Consider the following 20,755-nt stretch of genomic DNA (forward strand, 5'->3'; position numbering starts at 1 on the left):
AATAACCGATTCGAAGTAAAAAACATGTTCCAGAAGGTAAAAGATGAAAAAATTCTCTTCCTTAGGCATTCGCACAATAATATGCCGTTTTCGCACGATAATGTCTAATTTCGCACGATAAACTCGATTTTCGCACGATTCGCTAGGATTTCGCACAATAAGTGGTTCATAGCGAAAAATCTGGATCAGAGGCTAAGTGCGCAGTCCAAGACAGGGTCCATAGGCAAAACAAAAACACATTGTGCAGTATTAGCATATGCTCCTCTTTAAACCGCACTTAGTATGATTAAGGGAAAGGGAAATTTCCCCTTTTTCCACTACGTGCACTGTTTCATCAAGAAACGAAACATCATTCTCGGACACTTTACCTCAGATATTTCCAAAAAGGTATGGATAAATGGATATGTATCATCCGCTGCTGTTTTGATTAGGTCAAACCACCACTCAGTTTCATAACGCGCAATCATGCTCAAATTATATAGTAGTAGGTAATGGACCATGATATCTGGAATATTGCTTAGTTGGTCAAAGGATACATTGATCCCATATAACTTCTTAAAAAGGTGGTATCTGAAAGGGGGATTTAGTTCAGATTGCTTTCCATCAATTGTTAATTCATTTGGTATCCAATGGATAATCCCACCATTTTTTTCTTCAAGAAAATTCTTTAATCGCTTTTCACCCATATGGAAGGTATGTGTTAATTCTATAGGGATGTGCCAATTATCGTTCATTTTATTGAATAAAATAATATTTCGTTTACGATGAATAAATTGAAATAAATCATCCAGTTCTGGAATGAGGGCAAGTAAATCCCCCATTTTGAATTTTTCCCCTTCCAAATGGTTCATCTGGAACATTTTCTCAGCAAAATGGGTACATAAACCGTTTTTTTGTATCTTCACTTCGTCCTGAAAAAATTGATAGTTTCTTTTTTTCTTTTTTCTTGTCGATACTCCATGGGCAAGGACAGAAGTTGAATTAGGGTAATATGGATCAATGGTAAGCAGCCCGGCCTTGATTAAATGTACGAAGCCGTAAAATAGAAGAACGGGTTTTATGGAAAAAGGGGAGCTGTAGGCCTGTTTATAGTAGGTTTGTGCCTGTTCTAAATAGTACATGAATGGGTAACAATTATCATAGCTTTTTCTCTCGGCCTCTGTAGTGCACAGATGTAGATAACATTTTTTTAAATAAAATTGCACGGTGGAGGCGGATTGAAAATAATTGAATTTAAGCCATATTTCATCATGTTTCAACATAAAAATCCCCTCCGAATAATTTGAAAAATGGAACATCAACTGTATTCCTTGACAGTATTTTAACCAATTGATAACCTACTAATAATATTTTGGGCAGGGGGATAAAAAAATGTGGGAATCTAAGTTTGCTAAAGAGGGCTTAACATTCGATGATGTTTTGTTAATCCCGGCAAAATCTGAAGTTTTGCCAAAAGATGTCGATATGAAAGTAAAGTTGACTGATACTCTTCGTTTAAACATTCCTATTATCAGTGCTGGTATGGATACTGTAACGGAAGCAGCTATGGCTATATCCATGGCACGCCAAGGCGGAATTGGCGTCATTCATAAGAACATGAGTATTGAACGGCAGGCAGAAGAAGTGGACAAGGTAAAGCGCTCTGAAAGTGGAGTTATTACCGACCCATTTTTCCTCACCCCGGAACATCAAGTGTTTGATGCCGAACATCTCATGGCGAAATACCGAATCTCCGGTGTGCCCATTGTAAATAATGAAGAAGATCGAAAATTGGTTGGCATTATTACCAACAGGGATATGCGTTTTATCCAAGATTATTCCTTACCAATCACGGATGTCATGACGAAAGAGAACTTGGTGACAGCAGCCGTCGGAACATCACTTGAGCAAGCTGAGAAAATTCTGCAGGAGCATCGGATTGAAAAGCTTCCTCTCATTGATGAAGACGGAGTATTAAAGGGCTTGATCACCATTAAGGATATTGAGAAAGTAATTGAATTCCCGCATTCAGCGAAAGATGATAAAGGAAGACTGCTTGTTGCAGCTGCTGTCGGAGTATCAAAAGATACATTTACAAGAATAGAGCAGCTTGTAAAATCGCAAGTTGATGCAATTGTAGTAGATACTGCACATGGCCATTCTAAAGGTGTTATCGAAACTGTCCGTGAAATTAAGAAACAGTATCCCGACCTGAATATTATCGCAGGAAATGTAGCGACTGCCGAAGCAACCCGTGAATTGTATGAAGCAGGAGCGGATGTTGTCAAAGTTGGGATTGGACCTGGATCTATTTGTACGACCAGAGTTGTTGCAGGCGTCGGGGTTCCACAGATAACTGCAATCTATGACTGTGCTAGTGAAGCCAGAAAACACGGCAAAACGATTATCGCGGATGGCGGCATCAAATATTCCGGTGATATCGTTAAGGCTCTAGCTACCGGTGGACATGCTGTCATGCTTGGAAGCCTGCTTGCTGGAACATCTGAAAGCCCAGGAGAAACGGAAATCTTCCAAGGGAGAAGGTTTAAGGTATACCGCGGAATGGGTTCCGAAGGAGCGATGGAGAAAGGTTCAAAAGACCGTTATTTCCAGGAAGATGCAAAGAAATTTGTTCCTGAAGGAATTGAAGGGCGCGTTCCATATAAGGGGCCTCTTGCGGATACATTATTCCAGTTGACTGGAGGTCTTCGCGCTGGAATGGGTTATTGCGGAGCGGCTAGTCTCCACGATTTCCGCGAAAATGCGCAGTTTATCAAAATGACGGGCGCGGGCTTGCGTGAAAGCCATCCACACCAAGTTCAGATTACGAAGGAAGCACCAAACTATTCATTATCATAATGAGGGCGGGCTGATGCCCTAGTGGAAATGACAGGACTCTGAGCGAGTCCTGTCATTTTTTGTGAAAAGAGGTATAATTCCAATTTCCCCCGTAATGGAAATGACATATTTACAAGCTATTCATCCATGACCAACTATGTTAAAATGACAAACGGGTACATAATATTTGGAGGGTCTACTTTTGAAAAAACAAGCGCATAAACGGTTTATAGCTTTCTTCGTCATGGTCATCATGCTCATTACCACAATAAATGTCCCTGCAAAGGCTTCCGCTGAAGACGCATTGGACATTCATGCGGACGCTGCAATTATTGTGGAAGCAAGCACAGGGAAAATTTTATATGCAAAAAATGAAGATACTGCACTCGGAATTGCATCTATGTCTAAAATGATGACCGAGTATTTAATGTTTGAAGCTATCCAAGATAAGAAAATTAAATGGGACCAAGAACAGACAATCAGCGATTATGTTCATGAAGTTTCCATAGATACAAATTTATCCAATGTTCCGCTTGAGGCAGGAAAAAAATATACAATTAAGCAATTATATGAAGCCATGGCCATTTATTCGGCAAACGGAGCAACTATTGCTATTGCTGAGGCCATTGCAGGTTCTGAACAAAAATTCGTTGATCTGATGAATGCCAAAGCAAAAGAGCTTGGCTTGGAAAATTATAAATTTGTCAATTCAACTGGATTAAATAATAAGGATTTAAAAGGGAAGCATGTTAAAGGAACGGGTGCTGAGGAAGAAAATATTATGTCAGCGCGTGCCATGGCAAAATTGGCGTCACAGCTGTTGACTGATTATCCGGAAGTCCTAGAAACAACAAGCATTCCGGAAAAAACTTTCCCAGGAATGCCTGAAAAAATGAAAAACTGGAACTGGATGCTGCCATCCCTTATTTTCAGTTATGAAGGCGTTGATGGTCTAAAAACAGGAACAACTGACTTTGCGGGCTATTGTTTTACGGGTACGGCCAAGAAAAATGATATGCGGGTTATAACTGTTGTCATGAATGCCAAGGATAAAAACGGGAAAGGTGAATACAAGTCTCGCTTTGTGGAAACAAAGAAAATGTTGGACTATGCTTTCAACAATTTTTCTATGAAAGAACTCTATCCCGATGATTATCAAGTCAAAGGTCATGAGTCCCTCCCTGTTATTAACGGCAAAGAAAAGAAGGTTGCTATTCAATCAGACGCTCCGATCCAGGTTGTTATAAGGAACGGGGAAGAGAAGTCGTATAAGCCTGAATTCAAAGTGAATAAAAACCTTTTAAATAAGGATGGTCAATTGACTGCACCTGTGAAAAAAGGTGAAAAAATTGGATCCCTTGAATTAAAATATGAGGGTGAGCATGATTATGGATATATTAGCAAGCCTGCTTCAGCTAATATGGTAACAGTGGAAAAAGTGGAAAAGTCAAATTGGTTTGTCCTATCCATGAGAAGTATTGGCGGTTTTATTGGGGACGTATGGAACAGTGCTGCCAAGACTGTTAAAGGCTGGTTCTGATGTTGATGCAAGTTTTATAAAAAATTTGCATTTATATAGAGGATATAGTATAGTATCAGAAAATTGATATGAGCGAACGTGTAGAAAGGAAATAGTAGCAGGTAACGCGTCTTTCAGAGAGCCGGTGGTTGGTGAGAATCGGCAGCGCAACCCGCGAATCCATCCTTGAGCAAAATGCCGAATGCCTTGGCTAGTAAGCATTTTCGGGTCACACCCGTTATCCAATAAAGAGGAAAGCAGTATGCTTTCAATATGGGTGGCAACGCGGGTAAACTCTCGTCCCTTTTGGGATTGGGAGTTTTTTTGTTTTTTTAAAATGATTGGGAGGTTGTTATCATGTTGGAGATAAGATTACTTCGTGGAAATTTAGAGGAAGTGAAAAAGAAGCTGCAGCATCGCGGCGAGGATTTAGGAGATTTAGACAAGTTTGAGGATCTGGATCAAAAGCGCAGGGGAATCATTGTTCAGGCAGAGCAATTGAAAAGCAAAAGGAATGAAGTTTCCGAAAAAATCGCTCAGTTAAAAAAAGATAAGCAGAACACGGATGATCTGATTGTTGAAATGAGAGAAGTGGGGCAGCAAATCAAGCAGATGGACGGGGAGCTTCGTACTGTGGAAGACGAATTAGAAAAGATTCTCATGTCCATTCCAAATATACCGCATGAAAGTGTTCCAGTTGGAGAAACGGAAGACGACAATGTGGAAATCCGAAAATGGGGCGAGGTACGCGAATTTTTATTCGAACCGAAGCCACATTGGGATTTGGCGTCAGATTTGGGGATTTTGGACTTTGAAAGAGCTGCAAAAGTGACAGGAAGCCGCTTTGTATTTTATAAGGGACTGGGATCTAGGCTGGAACGGGCGCTAATCAATTTTATGCTCGATCTACACGTGGAAGAGCATGGCTATGAAGAGATGCTTCCGCCTTACTTGGTGAACCGCGCCAGTATGACGGGAACCGGTCAGCTTCCGAAATTTGCAGAGGATGCGTTTCATATAGACAGCGAGGACTTTTTCCTGATTCCGACCGCAGAGGTTCCGGTGACCAATTATTATCGGGATGAGATTCTTGATGGTTCACAGTTGCCTTTAAATTATGCTGCCTACAGCGCTTGTTTCCGTTCAGAAGCAGGCTCTGCGGGCCGTGATACTCGGGGATTGATTCGCCAGCATCAGTTTAATAAGGTGGAGTTAGTGAAATTTGTTAAACCGGAGGATTCTTACGATGAGCTTGAGAAATTGACCAGCCATGCCGAAAAAGTGCTCCAGCTTCTAAAACTGCCATATCGTGTAATGAGCATGTGTACAGGAGACCTCGGTTTTACTGCAGCCAAAAAATATGACTTGGAAGTTTGGATTCCAAGCTATAACACGTACCGAGAGATTTCTTCTTGCTCAAACTTTGAGGCATTCCAGGCAAGACGGGCAAATATTCGCTTCCGTACTGAACCGAAGGCCAAGCCGCAGCATGTGCATACGCTGAACGGGTCTGGGTTGGCAGTGGGAAGAACGGTTGCCGCTATTTTGGAAAATTATCAGCGTGAAGATGGCACGGTGGAGATTCCGGAAGTGCTTCGACCGTATATGGGAAATAAAGAAGTAATTGGATAAGGGGAGAAAGTATTCGCAGGATAATCCCCGTTTTTGAAAGATCAGAGCTCTACACAATTATTTCGATGTTACAAGAAGCGGCTCCAATTTTAGGAGCCGCCCTTTTTAATGATCTGATTATCTTAACTTCAGTGCCACTGATCAGACACCTAACGCTTTTCTTAGATATTTTTTTTTACATTAAAATTATCTGTAATCAGTAGCCAGTTTTGTGGGAAGGGAAGTCCGAGCTTCCAATAGCCGACACCACGGATGCCCAGTTCTTTGACCAGATTAAATTTTGCTTGTATGGACCGCGCATCTTCAAACCAAACCTCATGTTCTTTCCCGTCTTGGTCAGTATAATGGAAAAATGGTGCTTGTGCTTTTGTATCATATTCGATGGCAGCGTTGTTTTCCGCGGCGATTTGTATGGCCCTTTGAGGGCTGACGGCCGTTGCTGTCGTCCCTTGAACAAAGGGAAGTGTCCAATCGTATCCATATAGATTTTGGCCCATCATGATTTTTTCGGGTGGGATTTCGGTAATGGCGTATTCCAGCACATCTCTGACAGAGTTAATAGGAGATACGGCCATGGCAGGGCCGCCGCTGTATCCCCATTCATAGGTCATGATCAATGTATAGTCAACAATTTCTCCATGCGCCTTATAATCATGACCTTCATACCACTCACCTTTTTGTGTTGCACTTGTTTTTGGAGCCAGCGCAGTTGAAATGATAAATCCTTCCCGATGAAAAAGATCTTTGGCTCTTCGAAGAAAGTTATTATATGCTTCTCTGTCCTCGCCAGCTATTCTTTCAAAGTCAAAATGAATATCCGTAAATCCGACCCGCTTCGCTTCAGCAAGTATATTATTTAAAAATGTTGTTTGAACCTTTTCGTCTGTAAGGAGAATATGGACTAATTCCGTATTAAACTGTCCTTCTTCCTGATTGGCTAATACCATGGCAAGAGCTGTATTGTTTGCTTTTGCTATATCCGGGAATCTGTTAAGATTCGGGGGATCCAGCGATCCGTCTCGTTTTGGAAAATAAGAAAAGGGAGCTAGGTAAGTCAAATAGGGAGATGCTTCCCTTGCGCTGGATTCAAGCTGCGGTGATACTTCTCCAACCCGCCTCGGTTCCACATAGGCTAAAAACTCCCCATCTCTTTTTGCTCTTTGTGGAATGTAGAGTCGCAGTCCTACTTGAATAGGCTGGTTTACATGAATACCGTTAATTCGTGCCAATTCCTGATAGGAAATCCCAAATTTTTGGGCTATGGCCCACAGGCTGTCACCAGGCTGTACCCAGTAAAAACTGCCTAAAATAGGAATGACCAATGCTTGCCCAACGACCAACTGATCTCGATTGGGAAGTTGATTTGCTTCGGCAATAATGGCAGGAGAGATATTATAACGAGAGGCAATTGAGTTCAATGTCTCATTGGGCTCGACGACATGAATCTGCATGTTTTTCCTCCTTATAGCTGTTCAAAAATATATAATTCACCTTGTCCCATTGTATGTATTATGTAAAAATAAAAGACCAATCAATATTTTCAAAATCAGATACACTTAGGTGATACAAATGGAAAGAGAAGAAAAGTATATGCGATTAGCAATCGCTGAAGCAAAGAAAGCTGAAGAGATGCAGGAAGTTCCCATTGGAGCGGTCGTTGTACTCAATGACGAAGTAGTGGCTGCCGCCCATAACAGACGGGAGACGGATCAAAATGCTGTTGCGCATGCGGAACTGTTGGCTATTGAAGAAGCCTGTGAAAAATTGGGAACATGGAGGCTGGAAGAAGCCGAGTTATTTGTAACACTGGAACCTTGCCCGATGTGCAGCGGAGCTATTATTTTATCCAGGGTCAAAAAGGTTGTGTACGGAGCATCTGATCCGAAGGCTGGCTGTGCTGGAACATTAATGAATCTATTGACGGATGAACGGTTCAATCATCAAAGTGAGGTTATAAATGGAGTTTTGGGAGAAGAGTGCGGGAGGCTCTTGAGTGATTTTTTTCGATCCATTCGCCAAAAAAAGAAAAAGTTATAAGTGCAGGAGCAGCGACTGAGCGTTTTAACGGGATTTCTTAGTAATACATGAGCGTGACAGAAGCAGACAAAACTTTTGAACATCCTCTATTGAGTCATGGGAATTTTTGATAAAATGTAACAGACATTGATTTTTCATTGAAAAAGTAGTAAAATAGGTTATGCCGCGCTAGACGGGGAAGTAGCGGATCCCTGTACCCGAAATCCGCTCCAGCGGGGTTGAATCCCTTCCAGAGGCAGCTGTTTTGTCTGGTCTGCCTCAAGTAAGTGGTGTAGACACCCGGGTCCTGCGCAATGGGAACCCATGAATCATGTCAGGTCCGGAAGGAAGCAGCATTAAGTGGAACCTCTCATGTGCCGCGGGGCAGCCTGGGTCGAGCTAACTGCTTGAGTAACGCAGATGAAGCACTGTCGAAGGAAGGTGCGCGGTATTGACTAAGAAACGACAAACCCATTCGCAATTAAAGCGGATGGGTTTTTTGTGAGTAAAGAAAGTATAACTTGTTATGAAAAATTTAATTCAAAGGTAGCTTTTTCTTTGTTCAGCTACGACGTACAGGAAGTACTAGTGCAAGCGAAGCGACAGGACGTCGCGTTCTGATCCTGCAAGCGCCTAGCCCCTCGAGGTCACAAGCTGCTTCCCTGTGGTGGCTGAAGGACTGCCTCCTCGGGAATCGTCTTGTGCTTGTCGGGGCTAAACAAGGCGCTTGCGCTTTTCTTATGATTTGAAACCTAAACCGCTCTAAATCGTAATCAATATAACTGAAGAGAGGTGAATATTTTATGTTGAAAAAATATATCCTTCCTACTTTGATCCTTTTGTTTTTTATTCCATCGTCTGTTTATGCCGTTGACTTTTCAATCCCTGATGTGAAAATAGATGCCTATTTACAGGAAGACGGAGATGTCAATGTCAACGAACGACATACTTATACTTTTGATGGAAAGTTTAATGGCATTACCCGGGAAATATTCCCGAAAAAAGGTGCGGAAATAAGGGACTTAATGGCGAAGGAGAAAGAAAAAAGTCTAAAGGTGGAAAAAGAGGAAGAACTGTATAAAATTCACCGTAGCGGTAAGGATGAAACGATCCATGTAGATATACACTATATCATCAAGAATGGGATGGATAAGTATAACGATGTAACAGAATTTTATTGGCCATTTTTTGATGATCGAAATGAAGCTGATTATGGGAAAATGACCATTGCCATTCATCCCCCTCAACCGACAGATGATGCCATTGCGTTAGGGTATGAGTCGGCCTTTAAAACGGAGAACGTGGCAGATGATGGAACGGTCGTCTTTTCAATGGGAGAAGTGGAAGCCGGAGAAAATGGCGATGTAAGGGTTGCTTATGACTCAACATTATTTCCTGCTATGTCACTGACAGCAAATAGAGAAATGAAAGAAGAAATCGTCAGCGAGAAAAGAACGATGGAAGAGAACGCAATCATTTATGCGAAGAATAAAAGAAAGACGGCCTCAACAGCGATATGGGTTTTGGTAGGCTTCACCGCTTTGTTTGTAGTCATAGCTATGAATGAATTTAATCGATCCAAGCGGAAAAGGAAGGCTGCCATAGATGCCGTTTTTAATCAAAGACTAAAAATTCCTGAGCAGCAAATGAGTATGCCTGCGACTATCTTTTTTACAGACGAATTTCATAACAGTACGATAGCGGCAGGATTGATGGATCTTGTTCGTCAGGGTTATGTTAAACAGACAAAAGAGGGGTATTTCCAATTAATCAGTAGAGAAGCGGCAGAGGAGCATGAGAGGATTCTCATCAGTTTCTTATTCGATAAAATCGGATGGAACGGGGAGTTCTGCATGGATAACTTGGAAGAATTTATGGAAAATAAGAAAAACCACATGAAATACATCAATGAGATCAATAGATGGAAAGCGGCGGTTACAAATGAAACAAAGCAGGCTAGTTTATATGACCAAAGAAAAACAGTGAGAATAGCAGCTGGATTATTAAGCCTTTTTCCTTTTTGGTTTATCATTCTGTCGGCTAAATATGATCTTTTCTTATACATGACTTTATTTATTTTACTGTTTATTGTCTATTTGGGGTTTTCAATTTTTTACAAGTCTTTGGCAGTAAAAGGGATGCGCATGCAGGAAGAGTGGAGGAGATTGGTTAATGAATTTGATCGAATTTCTGATTGGAATTGGAAACTCTATAACGAAGATGACCGAATGCGGGCGATGATTTATTCACTTGGAATCGAAGGGGCAATCTCTGCCAAAATGAACAGAGTTCTCGATGAATCAGCCAGCTCTTCAAGCTTTTATCCGATGAACTGGTTAGTCTTGACGTCATCTTTTGATATGGCGGGAGAGCAGGCAAAAGACACAGTTGCATCTCAATCAAGCGGAAGCTCCTCTTCAGTTGGTGGTGGAGTTGGAGGCGGTGGTGGCGGATCAGGGGCATTTTAGCTGGTTCTTTCATCCCATTTATATCTTTTTTCAATGACACTCTTCCTGTGATTTCCCTTCGGATTAAGGTATAATACATTGTAGTACAAATAACTTTACAGGGAGGCAGAGCATGAGTTATCAAGCGTTATATCGAGTGTGGCGGCCGCAGGCGTTTGCGGATGTCATCGGGCAAGAACATGTAACAAAGACGTTGCAAAATGCTCTCCTCCAAGAAAAAATTTCGCATGCTTATTTGTTTTCCGGTCCCCGCGGAACTGGAAAAACAAGTGCAGCCAAAATAATGGCAAAAGCTGTTAACTGTGAAAAAATGCCAGTTGCTGAGCCGTGCAATGAATGTTCCGCTTGCCTGGGCATCACGGATGGTTCGGTTCCTGATGTCATTGAAATTGACGCGGCTTCGAATAACGGCGTGGAAGAAATTCGGGATATCCGGGACAAGGTCAAATATACGCCTAATGCGGTGAAGTACAAAGTCTACATCATTGATGAAGTACATATGCTGACTATTGGCGCATTTAATGCTTTGCTGAAGACATTGGAAGAACCGCCCAAACATGTTATTTTCATACTGGCTACGACAGAACCGCACAAAATCCCACTAACGATCATTTCTAGGTGTCAGCGCTTTGATTTTAAGAGAATTACTTCGCAGGATATCGCCGGGCGAATGTCGCATATTGCAAATGAAATTTCGTTGGAATATGATGAAAAGGCGCTTCAAACTATTGCAAGAGCTGCTGAAGGTGGTATGCGGGATGCACTGAGCCTGCTGGATCAGGCTATATCTTTCAGTACTGGGAAAGTTACTGTAGAAGATGCTTTAACTGTCACTGGATCCATATCACAAAACAGTTTGAACATGCTTGCACGTTTTATTCATGATAAAGAAGTTTCCGGAGCGCTCGGAATGCTGGAGGAACTGCTCATGCAAGGGAAGGATCCTTCCCGATTCACAGAGGACTTCATTCTGTATTTCCGGGACTTGCTGCTTTATAAGACAGCACCGAATTTGGATGAGATAGCTGAGCATGCGCTTCTTGACGAAGAATTTAAAACCCTTGCCGAAGAGATTCAGCCGCAGCAAATTTATGAATACATTGATATATTAAGTAAAACACAGCAGGAAATGCGTTTCTCTAACCATGCGCGCATTTATTTGGAAGTATGTCTGGTGAAGCTTTGCCAGACAGAAAGAGTGTTGGCTCAACCAGATGGCCCGCAGGTTCAGGAATTGCATAAGAAAATTGAAGCATTGGAAAAGGAAATCAAATGGTTGAAAAATAACAGCCAACCGATTGACAAGGCTCAAGGTCAGCCAGCACAACCTTCGAAAAGACCAGCCAAAAGTGCTGGAAAGGAATTCAGGGTCAATTCAGGTACTGTGACTCAAGTGTTGAAGGAAGCTACAAGGAAGCATCTGAATGATGTTAAAGGCCACTGGGGAGAATTTTTGAATATATTGAATCAACGTCAATTGCCTTCCCAAGTTGCTTTACTCAATGATGCCGAACCAGCTGCAGCATCGGCGGATGCCCTTGTTTTGAAATTTAAATATGACGTCATTTGTAAAATGGCTATGGAGAATCATTCGTTTATTCAAACGATCTCTCAAATCTTGGAAGAGCAGACAGGAACTAGTTTTAAAGTCATTGGAGTTCCTGAAGCCCAATGGAAAGAGATCCGGGAAGAGTTTTTACAATCGAACAAAAGTGATGGAGACGAAAGTAACGCGGAGGAGCAGGATCCGATCGTATCCGAAGCTTTGAAACTTGTTGGAAAAGATCTTTTAGAAATTAAAAATTAATCATGGTGGAGGTTGTTTATGATGCGAGGAATGGGAAATATGCAAGGCATGATGAAGCAAATGCAAAAAATGCAAAAGAAGATGGCACAGGCGCAAGAGGAACTTGGAGAAAAAAGAATTGAAGGCACAGCAGGCGGCGGAATGGTAAAAGTGATCGTTTCCGGCCATAAGGAAGTGCTGGAGGTTCAAATTGACGAAGAGGTTGTAGATCCGGAGGATATCGAGATGCTGCAGGATCTTGTGCTGGCAGCTACTAACGAAGCTTTAAAGCAGGCAGAAGAATTATCAAGCCAGACGATGGGACAATTTACAAAAGGATTAAACCTTCCTGGCTTCTAGGAGGTTACCATTATGCACTATCCAGAACCCATATCAAAGCTAATCGACAGCTTTATGAAACTGCCGGGAATCGGGCCGAAAACAGCAGCCCGCCTGGCGTTTTTCGTTCTTAATATGAAAGAAGACACCGTCCTTGATTTTGCAAAGGCCCTTGTCAATGCAAAAAGGGATCTCGGCTATTGTTCAATATGCGGTCATATCACTGACAAGGATCCATGTTATATTTGCGATGATCAAAGACGTGACCGCAGCGTCATCTGCGTCGTTCAGGAGCCGAAGGACGTCATCGCCATGGAAAAAATGAAAGAGTACAATGGTTTGTATCATGTCCTTCATGGATCTATTTCGCCGATGGAAGGCATTGGGCCGGAAGATATTAATATTCCTGATCTGCTGAAAAGGCTCCAGGATGAAACGGTCCAGGAAGTAATTTTAGCGACAAACCCGAATATCGAAGGGGAAGCTACGGCCATGTATATTTCCCGCCTTCTCAAGCCGTCGGGTATCACTGTGACAAGGATTGCCCATGGTTTGCCTGTCGGAGGAGATCTTGAGTACGCAGATGAAGTGACCCTCTCAAAAGCGTTGGAAGGTCGAAGAGAAGTTCTTTAAGGAGAGGTCTCATATATGTTCCGGAAACAAAAAATGCGTAAAGAGTTTGATCACAGGTTAATAGACCTCATGGGAATTATAAAAAAACAATGGGATCAAAAGAGCGACATGTGCAGATTGAGCTATGAGGAAAACGATGAATTGCAGTATCAGATGCGACTGGCAAAAGCAAAATATATTTTTTTGTTCCAGGAAGCAAAGAAACGAAAAATCTCAATTAAAGATCAATGAACCCCTTACCCAAAGAAAAGTTAGACTAAGTTTTTTATTAGAGAAAATATGTGTAGCTTCAGGGCCAGGCATCATTGGCGAAACTGTAATCACGGGGTCCCGAAAAGGCCTCACATCAAAAAATCGTCTTGTGCTTATCACTCAAGGCTGCACGTCTGGACTTTTCTAAATGTTCTTTTCGGACAATCCTTTCATACAATATTAAATAAGAATGAGAGGGTAGGAGGGGGAACGTTTGGATTCGATCTTGATCATTGCTTTGCTGATCGGCTTGATTATTTTTTTATTGATGGCTGTAAAGCCCGGAAGTGTTGTTAAAGTGATCGGTCAGTCATTCATAAAATTAATGATTGGTGCCCTGTTTCTATTTTTTTTAAATGCTGTCGGGAATCAGTTCGGGTTGTATATTCCTATTAATTTTGTGACCGCCGCCATTTCGGGTTTGCTCGGACTGCCAGGAGTTGCTGCATTGTCAGTCATTCAATTATGGATTATCGCGTGAAACATCCGTTAAATTGCGGATGTTTCATTTTCTTTTGAAAAAAATCCAGAGACAAACACGGCATCCGCTTTCTAGGCATAGAATGAAACAAATAGTTTTTTGAAAAGAAACACATAAAAGCCTCAGTTGTAAATGAATGTCTAGTTTCGCTGCATAAGAAATATTATTGCAAGCGAAGCGTCGGGATGTCGTGACTTGAACCTGCCAAAGCCGACCAGGCGCCATAGCGAAAGGACCATGTTGCAAGTAAGCTTATACGAGATTTATTTGAAAAAGCCAGTGGAACATCATAGAAGGCCTCTTATCAAAATTCAGCTTGCGCTTTTCTAACTGTTGTTAATTGTGTATACAATTTACCTGCGGTGGACATAATAAAAATGTGTGGAGGTGGAGAGATGGAAAAGTGCATAATTTGCAAAAAAGCACAGGATACGGGGATTCATCTTTATACATCTTTTATTTGTGCCGGGTGTGAGCAGGAGATTATTCAAACAGATTCAGATGATCCGAAATACAAATATTATGTGGAACAGATGAGGGTCATTAAAGAAACAAAAATTGTCACGTAAAACCGGGCTCCAACAGAATGGTGCCTGGTCTTTTTGTATTTGTTCAAAACAGTCACTATGTTTATTGGCATCCCGGTGTTATACTATACGCTGTAAACATTAGGGATCGGGGGAAGAGGTTGGATGAGCGGATTGTTTATCACATTGGAAGGGCCTGAAGGAGCTGGCAAAACAACCTTCATTGAAAAGCTGGTGAATGACTTGGCTGAAGCAGGGGTAAAGGCATTAGCCACAAGAGAACCTGGCGGAATTGAGATTGCTGAAAAAATTAGGACAATCATCCTTGACAAGGAACATACGGTGATGGATCCACGTACAGAAGCTTTGCTGTATGCCGCCGCACGCCGCCAGCATTTAACTGAAAAAGTCCTGCCTGCGCTTCAGGAGGGAAAAGTTGTCCTGTGTGACCGCTTTATAGACAGCTCTCTCGCTTATCAAGGGTATGCAAGAGGGATTGGAATCGATGAAGTATACAGTATCAATGAATTTGCCATTCAAGGCGCGATGCCAGATGTCACACTATATTTTGATATAGACCCGGAACTTGGACTGAAACGGATAGCCAGAAATGCAGGACGGGAAGTAAACAGGCTTGATCTAGAAAAAATCGAGTTTCACCATAAAGTAAGAGAAGGTTATCATCTTTTAATTCAGAGGTTTCCAGACAGGATCATTTTAATTGATGCTGCAGCTCCATTTGACTTAGTGTACCAAAACGCGAAAAAAATGATTGAAAGCCGGCTGGTACAAGAGGGAATACTCAATAAAGAATTTTAACGTAAATGTCGTTTTTTCGATGGAAAGTAGTTAACTGTAAACGAATAACAATGTCACATATACGATTAGCTGATATAATAAGAATAATAATAAATTTGTTTTTCACTTTATTTCAAGGAGTGAGCAGAATGAAATTAATTATGGCTGTAGTTCAGGACCAGGACAGCAACCGCCTCATGAATGCATTGGTTGAAAATAATTTCAGGGCAACAAAATTGGCAACGACTGGCGGTTTCTTGAAGTCCGGAAATACGACTTTTATGATAGGTACAGAAGATATTCGAGTAGAGAAAGCGCTTGAAGTCATTAGGGAAAGCTGCAAGTCACGTGAACAGTTGATGGCGCCTGTTTCTCCTATGGGAGGAAATGCTGATTCATATATTCCTTATCCAGTGGAAGTTTCGGTAGGAGGAGCAACTGTGTTTGTTCTCCCAATCGAGCAGTTCCACCAGTTTTAGGAGACGTCTATGAAAGTCAATGATATGGCCGGATCAAGAGCGGGGCAGTTTTCATCCATTCCTAGATCCGGCAGTACTGGAACCAAATTTTCCGAAGTGATTTCCCGTCAAGAGGTTCAGCTTTATAAAGAACAGCTAGACAAGTTGTTAGGAGATGTTTATGAAGCGGGGGAACGGCTGGGAAAATCAAGAAACTTCCAGGATTTAGTTAAATATAAAACACTTGTAAAGCAGCTTGTGAAGGAAACGGTTGAAACAGGCATGGAACTCAAGAAGTCACGCAGCTGGAACAGGTTTGCAGAAGGAAGAGTCCTTCAGACTGTCGAATTGATTGATGAGAAGCTAGTCGAGCTGACTGAAGAGGTTTTAAATAAAGAAAGGCAGTCCATCGACATTTTAGGAAGAATCGGTGAGATCAAAGGGCTGCTGATCCATTTATATACGTAGGTAGGTGAATACCGGAAGATATGAATTGGGATCAATTTGAAAAGGAGCAGCCGATTGCAGCTAGGCTTTTAAAAAACAGTCTGGTCCATCACCGGGTTGCCCACGCTTATTTATTCGAGGGTGAGCGGGGAACTGGCAAGAAAGCAGGCAGCCTGTTATTGGCAGCCAGCGTTTTTTGCGAGGAAAATGGACAGGGTGTATCTCCTTGCGGACAATGTGGAAATTGTAGAAGAATCAAAAGTGGAAACCATCCGGATGTTCATATTGTGGATCCGGACGGTCTTTCTATTAAAATAGATCAAATTCGTTCATTAAGAACAGAATTCAGTAAATCAGGTATGGAGTCGAGGAGAAAGCTGTATATTATTATAGACGCTGAAAAAATGACGGTTCAGGCGGCGAACAGCTTATTAAAGTTTTTAGAGGAGCCTCATTCCGAAACAACAGCCGTTCTTGTTACGGAGCAGCCGCAGCAATTACTCCCGACCATCATTTCACGCTGCCAATCTGTACCTTTCTATCCATTAAGACCTGAAATTTTTGCTGAAAAACTGGTAGAAGCAGGCATGCCAAAAGGAAAAACGGCTCTTCTGGCTGCACTCACAAACGACTTGCAAGAAGCGGTAAGACTAAATGAGGATGATTGGTTTGCACAAGCTAGAAAAATAGTGTTAAAATTATATGAAGTGCTGAATAATCCGCTCTATGCCATGACTTCGCTTCAAACCGATTGGATGGGGCATTTCAAAGAGAAAGCTCAGCATGATCTGGGGTTGTCTCTTTTATTATATATATATAAAGATATACTGAACATACAATTGGGGAAGGATCGGCAGCTCGTATATCCTGATTTGCGGCAGACACTTGAAAAGGATGCACTTCAAACCTCAATGAAACGACTGTCGAAACAAATGACTGCAATTTTGGAAGCCAAAAGAAAATTACACGCAAATATGAATCCTCAGCTGTTAATGGAACAGCTTGTGCTGAATTTGCAGGGGGGACCTTCTTTTGTATAACGTAGTAGGAGTCCGGTTTAAAAAAGCCGGTAAAATATATTATTTTGATCCGACGGATCATCCGGTCTGCAAAGATGATTACGTCATTGTGGAAACTGCACGCGGCATTGAATTTGGAAAAGCCGTGACCGAAAAGAAACAGGTCAGCGAACAGGATGTAGTGCTTCCATTGAAAAAAATTGTCCGGCTTGCAGATGGACAAGATCAACAGAATGTGGAATCAAACAAGCAAGCAGCTGAAGAAGCTTATCAGGTCTGTACGGAAAAAATCCTGGAACATCAGCTCGATATGAAGCTTGTGGATGTAGAGTACACATTTGACCGCAACAAGGTAATTTTTTATTTTACAGCTGACGGTCGCGTTGATTTTCGCGAGCTTGTAAAAGATTTGGCCTCTATATTCAGAACAAGGATTGAATTGAGGCAAATCGGAGTAAGGGATGAAGCGAAAATGCTCGGTGGAATCGGTCCGTGTGGGCGTATGCTATGTTGCTCAACTTTCTTGGGAGATTTTGAACCAGTATCAATCAAGATGGCCAAAGATCAAAATCTTTCCTTAAACCCGACGAAAATATCTGGTTTATGCGGCAGGCTGATGTGCTGTTTGAAGTATGAGAATGATGAATATGAAGCAGCGAAGGCTGCGCTTCCTGATGTAGGCGAGATCATCCATACACCGAATGGTTCGGGAAGAGTGGTCGGCTTAAATATATTGGAGCGCATTATGCAAGTGGAATTGTCTGACCAGGAGCGGGTTTTGGAATATACACTGGAAGAGATCATGAGTGAAAGTGTGACGTCTGTTCAGGCCACGGAATAATGAGGTGGTAAGGTGAAGGATAAAAAGGAATTCTTCGATTCAGTAAGCAATATGGAAATGCAGATCGGCCAATTGTATCAGCAGCTTGGTGAACTGAAGCAGTATCTGGTCGAGTTGATCGAAGAAAACCATGCGTTGAAGTCGGAAAATGACCAATTGCGCCGACATCTGGATCAAGGGATGGATAAGCCCAATCTCATATTGCCTGACGGAGAGAAGGACGAGCGCACTGTTGCTTTTGATCAAATGACTGAACCTGATATTGGAGAGGGCTATGATAATCTTGCCCGCCTTTATCAAGAAGGCTTTCATATTTGCAATGTTCATTTTGGCAGCCCGAGAAGGGATGAAGACTGCCTGTTCTGCCTTTCCTTTTTGACTAAAAAATAATTTGTTTATAAGAGGATGTTCAAAAAGTCACCAAATCATAACGACAAATCTTTCGTTGGTTTGTTTCTGTGCTGCACATGTATCTAAAAGCATACATTCCGTTGTGCAAACAAGCTGCCTCGATCTTTTGCTCCTATGGGCAACTTTTTGAACCCGCACTATAAGGCCTTCCTGTTCGAATGGGGAAGGCTATTTTATTGTAACTGTAATTGTGTAAAATTCAGCCGAATGCCCAGCTTCTCAAGATCAAAGCGATTCTCTGGAAACGGAAGAAAACTTCTCTCTTGGAAAACGATTGACTTGTCGCGCTTACCCGGGTGTTTCCGCTTTTTGGATTGGGGTGTTACTTACATGATTGACTTGATTGGCGATGAACGCCTGGATTATTTGCTGGCGGAAAACTTAAGGATTATCCAAAGTCCATCTGTGTTTGCTTTTTCTCTTGATGCCGTGCTGTTGGCCCGCTTTGCGTACATGCCGATTCAAAAAGGCAATATTATTGATCTATGCAGTGGTAATGGGGTTATTCCCCTTCTATTGAGCGGAAAAACAAAGGCAACCATCACGGGTGTGGAGATTCAGGAGCGCCTGTATCATATGGCGGAAAGAAGCATCAAATATAACCGTCTGGAAGACAGAATCCATATGATTCATGGAGACGTAAAAGAAATTACCCAAACACTTGGGCACGGAAAATATGATGTAGTTACGTGTAATCCGCCGTATTTTACTTCATCGGCGCCTTCCATTATCAATGAAAATGAATATTTGGCCATCGCTCGCCATGAGATTCTTTGTTCCCTAGAAGATGTTATACGGACAAGCAGCCAGCTTCTCCGGCAAGGTGGCAAAGCGGCTTTCGTCCATAGACCGGAACGGCTGATGGATATATTGACCCTTATGAGACAGTATCGCTTGGAGCCAAAGCGGCTTAGATTTGTTTATCCGAAGGCTGGGAAGGAAGCGAATACGATTTTAGTAGAGGGGATCAAAAATGGGAATTCCGGGTTGAAGGCCCTTCCGCCTCTGTTTGTCTACAATTACGAAAACGAGTATACTTCGGAAGTAAGAGAGATTCTATATGGAAAAAAATAGGCATTTTTTTTATGTACTGGAATGTAAGGATGGTTCCTATTACGGTGGTTATACAATAAACCCTTCCCGGAGGCTTTGCGAGCATAACAGTGGAAAGGCGTCTAAATATACCAGGACAAGGACGCCAGTGTCGATGATTTATGTGGAAGAATTTGAGGAGAAAGGCGAGGCATTGAAAGCGGAGTATGCTTTCAAGCAGCTGACGAGGTCAAAGAAAGAAAAATTCTTATGTGAGGCGGGTGAACGGAATGCACAGTCAGAAAAGTAATGAGTTTACGGATCAAGGCACTTTATATTTAATACCGACGCCGATCGGCAATTTGGAAGATATGACATTCCGGGCAATCCGACTGATGAAGGAAGCTGATCTAATTGCTGCGGAAGATACGCGGAACACCAAAAAGCTGTGCACTCACTTTGATATTCCAACGCCGCTTGCAAGTTATCATGAACATAATAAGGAGACAAGCGGGCGCCAGCTTGTTGAGCGGCTGTTAAAAGGGGATAATATAGCACTTGTTAGTGATGCAGGTATGCCTTGTATCTCAGATCCAGGTTATGAAATTGTCCAGGCGGCCATCGAAGCGGATATAGCAGTTATACCTGTCCCGGGCCCCAATGCTGCGCTGACTGCTTTGATTGCTTCGGGCATTAATCCACAGCCTTTCTATTTTTATGGGTTCTTGCCAAGAGGGAAAAAAGAGAGGAAAGCGGAGCTCGAAAAGCTGAAACGACAGGATGGGGCAATTCTTCTTTATGAGGCACCGCATCGATTAAAAGACACGTTAAAAGATATGGCTGCGGTCTGGGGAGACCGAGAAATTGTTTTGTGCAGGGAACTGACGAAGAAGTTCGAAGAATTCTTGCGTGGAACGCTTTTTTCTGCTGTTGAATGGGCGGAGAAGGGAGAAATCCGTGGGGAGTTTTGCATTGTTATAGAAGGCAGTAGTGATCCGAATTCCGGCGAAGGTCCGCCATGGTGGGGGCTTCTTGGATTGAAGGAGCATGTGGAACATTATATCGTAAACGAAAGCCTCACATCAAAAGAGGCGATCAAGCGGACGGCAAATGATCGTCAGCTCCCAAAACGTGAGGTTTATGAGGCATATCATATTCAAGGCAAGTAACATGAGTCTTTAAAAAGGGCTCATGTTTTTTTATTTTACCTTGATTTTTTTCAAAACTAGTGATAAATTTAGTCATACTTAATTCCGATTATTTTTATATGAAAAGGGTG

22 protein-coding genes, 1 other RNA gene and 1 other annotated feature are annotated in these 20,755 nt (G+C 42.1%); of the genes, 21 read left to right on the plus strand and 2 right to left on the minus strand.

Annotated features, from left to right (window positions below; all coding sequences use genetic code 11):
• Positions 1-317: 317 nt before the first annotated feature.
• On the minus strand, positions 318-1,262 hold the full coding sequence (locus D5F11_RS20975; RefSeq protein ID WP_120118070.1) for a YaaC family protein: 945 nt from the start codon (positions 1,260-1,262) through the stop codon (positions 318-320).
• A gap of 109 nt (positions 1,263-1,371) precedes the next feature.
• On the opposite strand from D5F11_RS20975, the gene guaB reads away from it, so the two are divergent.
• From guaB to serS, 3 genes are all read left to right on the plus strand, one after another.
• Positions 1,372-2,838, plus strand: coding sequence for an IMP dehydrogenase (gene guaB / locus D5F11_RS20980; RefSeq protein ID WP_120118071.1), 1,467 nt, complete (start codon positions 1,372-1,374; stop codon positions 2,836-2,838).
• A 223-nt stretch (positions 2,839-3,061) separates the two neighbouring features.
• The gene (locus D5F11_RS20985) at positions 3,062-4,357 is read left to right on the plus strand and encodes a serine hydrolase (protein WP_126646652.1); all 1,296 of its coding nucleotides are present in this window, start codon (positions 3,062-3,064) and stop codon (positions 4,355-4,357) included.
• A 72-nt stretch (positions 4,358-4,429) separates the two neighbouring features.
• Positions 4,430-4,644: a binding site (T-box leader), on the plus strand.
• A gap of 49 nt (positions 4,645-4,693) precedes the next feature.
• Positions 4,694-5,968, plus strand: a complete 1,275-nt coding sequence (serS, locus tag D5F11_RS20990; RefSeq protein WP_120118073.1) for a serine--tRNA ligase — start codon at positions 4,694-4,696, stop codon at positions 5,966-5,968.
• A gap of 161 nt (positions 5,969-6,129) precedes the next feature.
• On the opposite strand, the gene D5F11_RS20995 is transcribed toward serS, so the two are convergent.
• Complete coding sequence (locus D5F11_RS20995) at positions 6,130-7,419, minus strand: glycoside hydrolase family 18 protein (protein ID WP_126646651.1); 1,290 nt, start codon at positions 7,417-7,419, stop codon at positions 6,130-6,132.
• A 118-nt stretch (positions 7,420-7,537) separates the two neighbouring features.
• On the opposite strand from D5F11_RS20995, the gene tadA reads away from it, so the two are divergent.
• The 18 genes from tadA (at position 7,538) to rsmI (ending at position 20,645) form a co-directional block, all read left to right on the plus strand.
• Complete coding sequence (gene tadA, locus D5F11_RS21000) at positions 7,538-8,005, plus strand: tRNA adenosine(34) deaminase TadA (protein ID WP_373316083.1); 468 nt, start codon at positions 7,538-7,540, stop codon at positions 8,003-8,005.
• 163 nt (positions 8,006-8,168) lie between these two features.
• Positions 8,169-8,433: signal recognition particle sRNA large type (gene ffs, locus D5F11_RS21005), an RNA gene on the plus strand.
• Positions 8,434-8,787: 354 nt separating this feature from the next.
• Complete coding sequence (locus D5F11_RS21010; protein WP_120118075.1) at positions 8,788-10,452, plus strand: DUF2207 domain-containing protein; 1,665 nt, start codon at positions 8,788-8,790, stop codon at positions 10,450-10,452.
• 112 nt (positions 10,453-10,564) lie between these two features.
• Positions 10,565-12,259 carry a DNA polymerase III subunit gamma/tau gene (gene dnaX / locus D5F11_RS21015; protein ID WP_120118076.1) on the plus strand — a complete coding sequence of 565 codons (1,695 nt, stop codon included), beginning with the start codon at positions 10,565-10,567 and terminating at the stop codon, positions 12,257-12,259.
• A gap of 21 nt (positions 12,260-12,280) precedes the next feature.
• Positions 12,281-12,598, plus strand: coding sequence for a YbaB/EbfC family nucleoid-associated protein (locus D5F11_RS21020; protein ID WP_120118129.1), 318 nt, complete (start codon positions 12,281-12,283; stop codon positions 12,596-12,598).
• A 12-nt stretch (positions 12,599-12,610) separates the two neighbouring features.
• Positions 12,611-13,210, plus strand: a complete 600-nt coding sequence (gene recR / locus D5F11_RS21025) for a recombination mediator RecR (protein WP_120118077.1) — start codon at positions 12,611-12,613, stop codon at positions 13,208-13,210.
• Between the two features lie 15 nt (positions 13,211-13,225).
• Positions 13,226-13,441 (plus strand): YaaL family protein, encoded by a 216-nt coding sequence (locus D5F11_RS21030; RefSeq protein ID WP_120118078.1) that lies wholly within the window; start codon positions 13,226-13,228, stop codon positions 13,439-13,441.
• 235 nt (positions 13,442-13,676) lie between these two features.
• Entirely contained in the window at positions 13,677-13,943 is a 267-nt protein-coding gene (locus D5F11_RS21035) for a pro-sigmaK processing inhibitor BofA family protein (protein WP_120118079.1), read from the plus strand.
• Positions 13,944-14,338: 395 nt separating this feature from the next.
• Entirely contained in the window at positions 14,339-14,512 is a 174-nt protein-coding gene (locus D5F11_RS21040) for a sigma factor G inhibitor Gin (RefSeq protein WP_120118080.1), read from the plus strand.
• 123 nt (positions 14,513-14,635) lie between these two features.
• On the plus strand, positions 14,636-15,289 hold the full coding sequence (tmk, locus tag D5F11_RS21045) for a dTMP kinase (RefSeq protein WP_120118081.1): 654 nt from the start codon (positions 14,636-14,638) through the stop codon (positions 15,287-15,289).
• Between the two features lie 128 nt (positions 15,290-15,417).
• Complete coding sequence (locus D5F11_RS21050) at positions 15,418-15,747, plus strand: cyclic-di-AMP receptor (RefSeq protein ID WP_018708571.1); 330 nt, start codon at positions 15,418-15,420, stop codon at positions 15,745-15,747.
• 9 nt (positions 15,748-15,756) lie between these two features.
• Positions 15,757-16,194 carry a YaaR family protein gene (locus tag D5F11_RS21055; RefSeq protein WP_120118082.1) on the plus strand — a complete coding sequence of 146 codons (438 nt, stop codon included), beginning with the start codon at positions 15,757-15,759 and terminating at the stop codon, positions 16,192-16,194.
• A 20-nt stretch (positions 16,195-16,214) separates the two neighbouring features.
• The gene (gene holB / locus D5F11_RS21060; protein ID WP_120118083.1) at positions 16,215-17,213 is read left to right on the plus strand and encodes a DNA polymerase III subunit delta'; all 999 of its coding nucleotides are present in this window, start codon (positions 16,215-16,217) and stop codon (positions 17,211-17,213) included.
• Positions 17,206-18,033 (plus strand): PSP1 domain-containing protein, encoded by an 828-nt coding sequence (locus D5F11_RS21065; RefSeq protein WP_120118084.1) that lies wholly within the window; start codon positions 17,206-17,208, stop codon positions 18,031-18,033. Before holB ends, D5F11_RS21065 begins: the two co-directional genes overlap by 8 nt.
• Before the next feature lie 51 nt (positions 18,034-18,084).
• The gene (yabA, locus tag D5F11_RS21070) at positions 18,085-18,423 is read left to right on the plus strand and encodes a DNA replication initiation control protein YabA (protein WP_225221018.1); all 339 of its coding nucleotides are present in this window, start codon (positions 18,085-18,087) and stop codon (positions 18,421-18,423) included.
• A 351-nt stretch (positions 18,424-18,774) separates the two neighbouring features.
• Positions 18,775-19,518, plus strand: coding sequence for a tRNA1(Val) (adenine(37)-N6)-methyltransferase (locus D5F11_RS21075; RefSeq protein WP_120118086.1), 744 nt, complete (start codon positions 18,775-18,777; stop codon positions 19,516-19,518).
• Positions 19,505-19,786: a GIY-YIG nuclease family protein gene (locus tag D5F11_RS21080; RefSeq protein WP_120118087.1), complete on the plus strand. Its 282-nt coding sequence runs from the start codon at positions 19,505-19,507 to the stop codon at positions 19,784-19,786. The genes D5F11_RS21075 and D5F11_RS21080 overlap by 14 nt, the downstream gene beginning before the upstream one ends.
• A complete protein-coding gene (gene rsmI, locus D5F11_RS21085; protein WP_185830832.1) occupies positions 19,767-20,645 on the plus strand; it encodes a 16S rRNA (cytidine(1402)-2'-O)-methyltransferase in 879 nt (292 codons plus the stop codon). Before D5F11_RS21080 ends, rsmI begins: the two co-directional genes overlap by 20 nt.
• Positions 20,646-20,755 lie beyond the last annotated feature (110 nt).

The organism is Siminovitchia terrae (genome assembly GCF_003605405.2).
Lineage (GTDB): Bacteria > Bacillota > Bacilli > Bacillales > Bacillaceae_C > Siminovitchia > Siminovitchia terrae.

Coding starts and splice junctions, on each gene's coding strand:
- D5F11_RS20975 (WP_120118070.1), bottom strand. CDS start 1,262: ATGTTGAAACATGATGAAATATGGCTTAAATTCAATTATTTTCAATCC.
- guaB (WP_120118071.1), top strand. CDS start 1,372: ATGTGGGAATCTAAGTTTGCTAAAGAGGGCTTAACATTCGATGATGTT.
- D5F11_RS20985 (WP_126646652.1), top strand. CDS start 3,062: ATGGTCATCATGCTCATTACCACAATAAATGTCCCTGCAAAGGCTTCC.
- serS (WP_120118073.1), top strand. CDS start 4,694: ATGTTGGAGATAAGATTACTTCGTGGAAATTTAGAGGAAGTGAAAAAG.
- D5F11_RS20995 (WP_126646651.1), bottom strand. CDS start 7,419: ATGCAGATTCATGTCGTCGAGCCCAATGAGACATTGAACTCAATTGCC.
- tadA (WP_373316083.1), top strand. CDS start 7,538: ATGGAAAGAGAAGAAAAGTATATGCGATTAGCAATCGCTGAAGCAAAG.
- D5F11_RS21010 (WP_120118075.1), top strand. CDS start 8,788: ATGTTGAAAAAATATATCCTTCCTACTTTGATCCTTTTGTTTTTTATT.
- dnaX (WP_120118076.1), top strand. CDS start 10,565: ATGAGTTATCAAGCGTTATATCGAGTGTGGCGGCCGCAGGCGTTTGCG.
- D5F11_RS21020 (WP_120118129.1), top strand. CDS start 12,281: ATGCGAGGAATGGGAAATATGCAAGGCATGATGAAGCAAATGCAAAAA.
- recR (WP_120118077.1), top strand. CDS start 12,611: ATGCACTATCCAGAACCCATATCAAAGCTAATCGACAGCTTTATGAAA.
- D5F11_RS21030 (WP_120118078.1), top strand. CDS start 13,226: ATGTTCCGGAAACAAAAAATGCGTAAAGAGTTTGATCACAGGTTAATA.
- D5F11_RS21040 (WP_120118080.1), top strand. CDS start 14,339: ATGGAAAAGTGCATAATTTGCAAAAAAGCACAGGATACGGGGATTCAT.
- tmk (WP_120118081.1), top strand. CDS start 14,636: ATGAGCGGATTGTTTATCACATTGGAAGGGCCTGAAGGAGCTGGCAAA.
- D5F11_RS21050 (WP_018708571.1), top strand. CDS start 15,418: ATGAAATTAATTATGGCTGTAGTTCAGGACCAGGACAGCAACCGCCTC.
- D5F11_RS21055 (WP_120118082.1), top strand. CDS start 15,757: ATGAAAGTCAATGATATGGCCGGATCAAGAGCGGGGCAGTTTTCATCC.
- holB (WP_120118083.1), top strand. CDS start 16,215: ATGAATTGGGATCAATTTGAAAAGGAGCAGCCGATTGCAGCTAGGCTT.
- yabA (WP_225221018.1), top strand. CDS start 18,085: ATGGAAATGCAGATCGGCCAATTGTATCAGCAGCTTGGTGAACTGAAG.
- D5F11_RS21075 (WP_120118086.1), top strand. CDS start 18,775: ATGATTGACTTGATTGGCGATGAACGCCTGGATTATTTGCTGGCGGAA.
- D5F11_RS21080 (WP_120118087.1), top strand. CDS start 19,505: ATGGAAAAAAATAGGCATTTTTTTTATGTACTGGAATGTAAGGATGGT.
- rsmI (WP_185830832.1), top strand. CDS start 19,767: ATGCACAGTCAGAAAAGTAATGAGTTTACGGATCAAGGCACTTTATAT.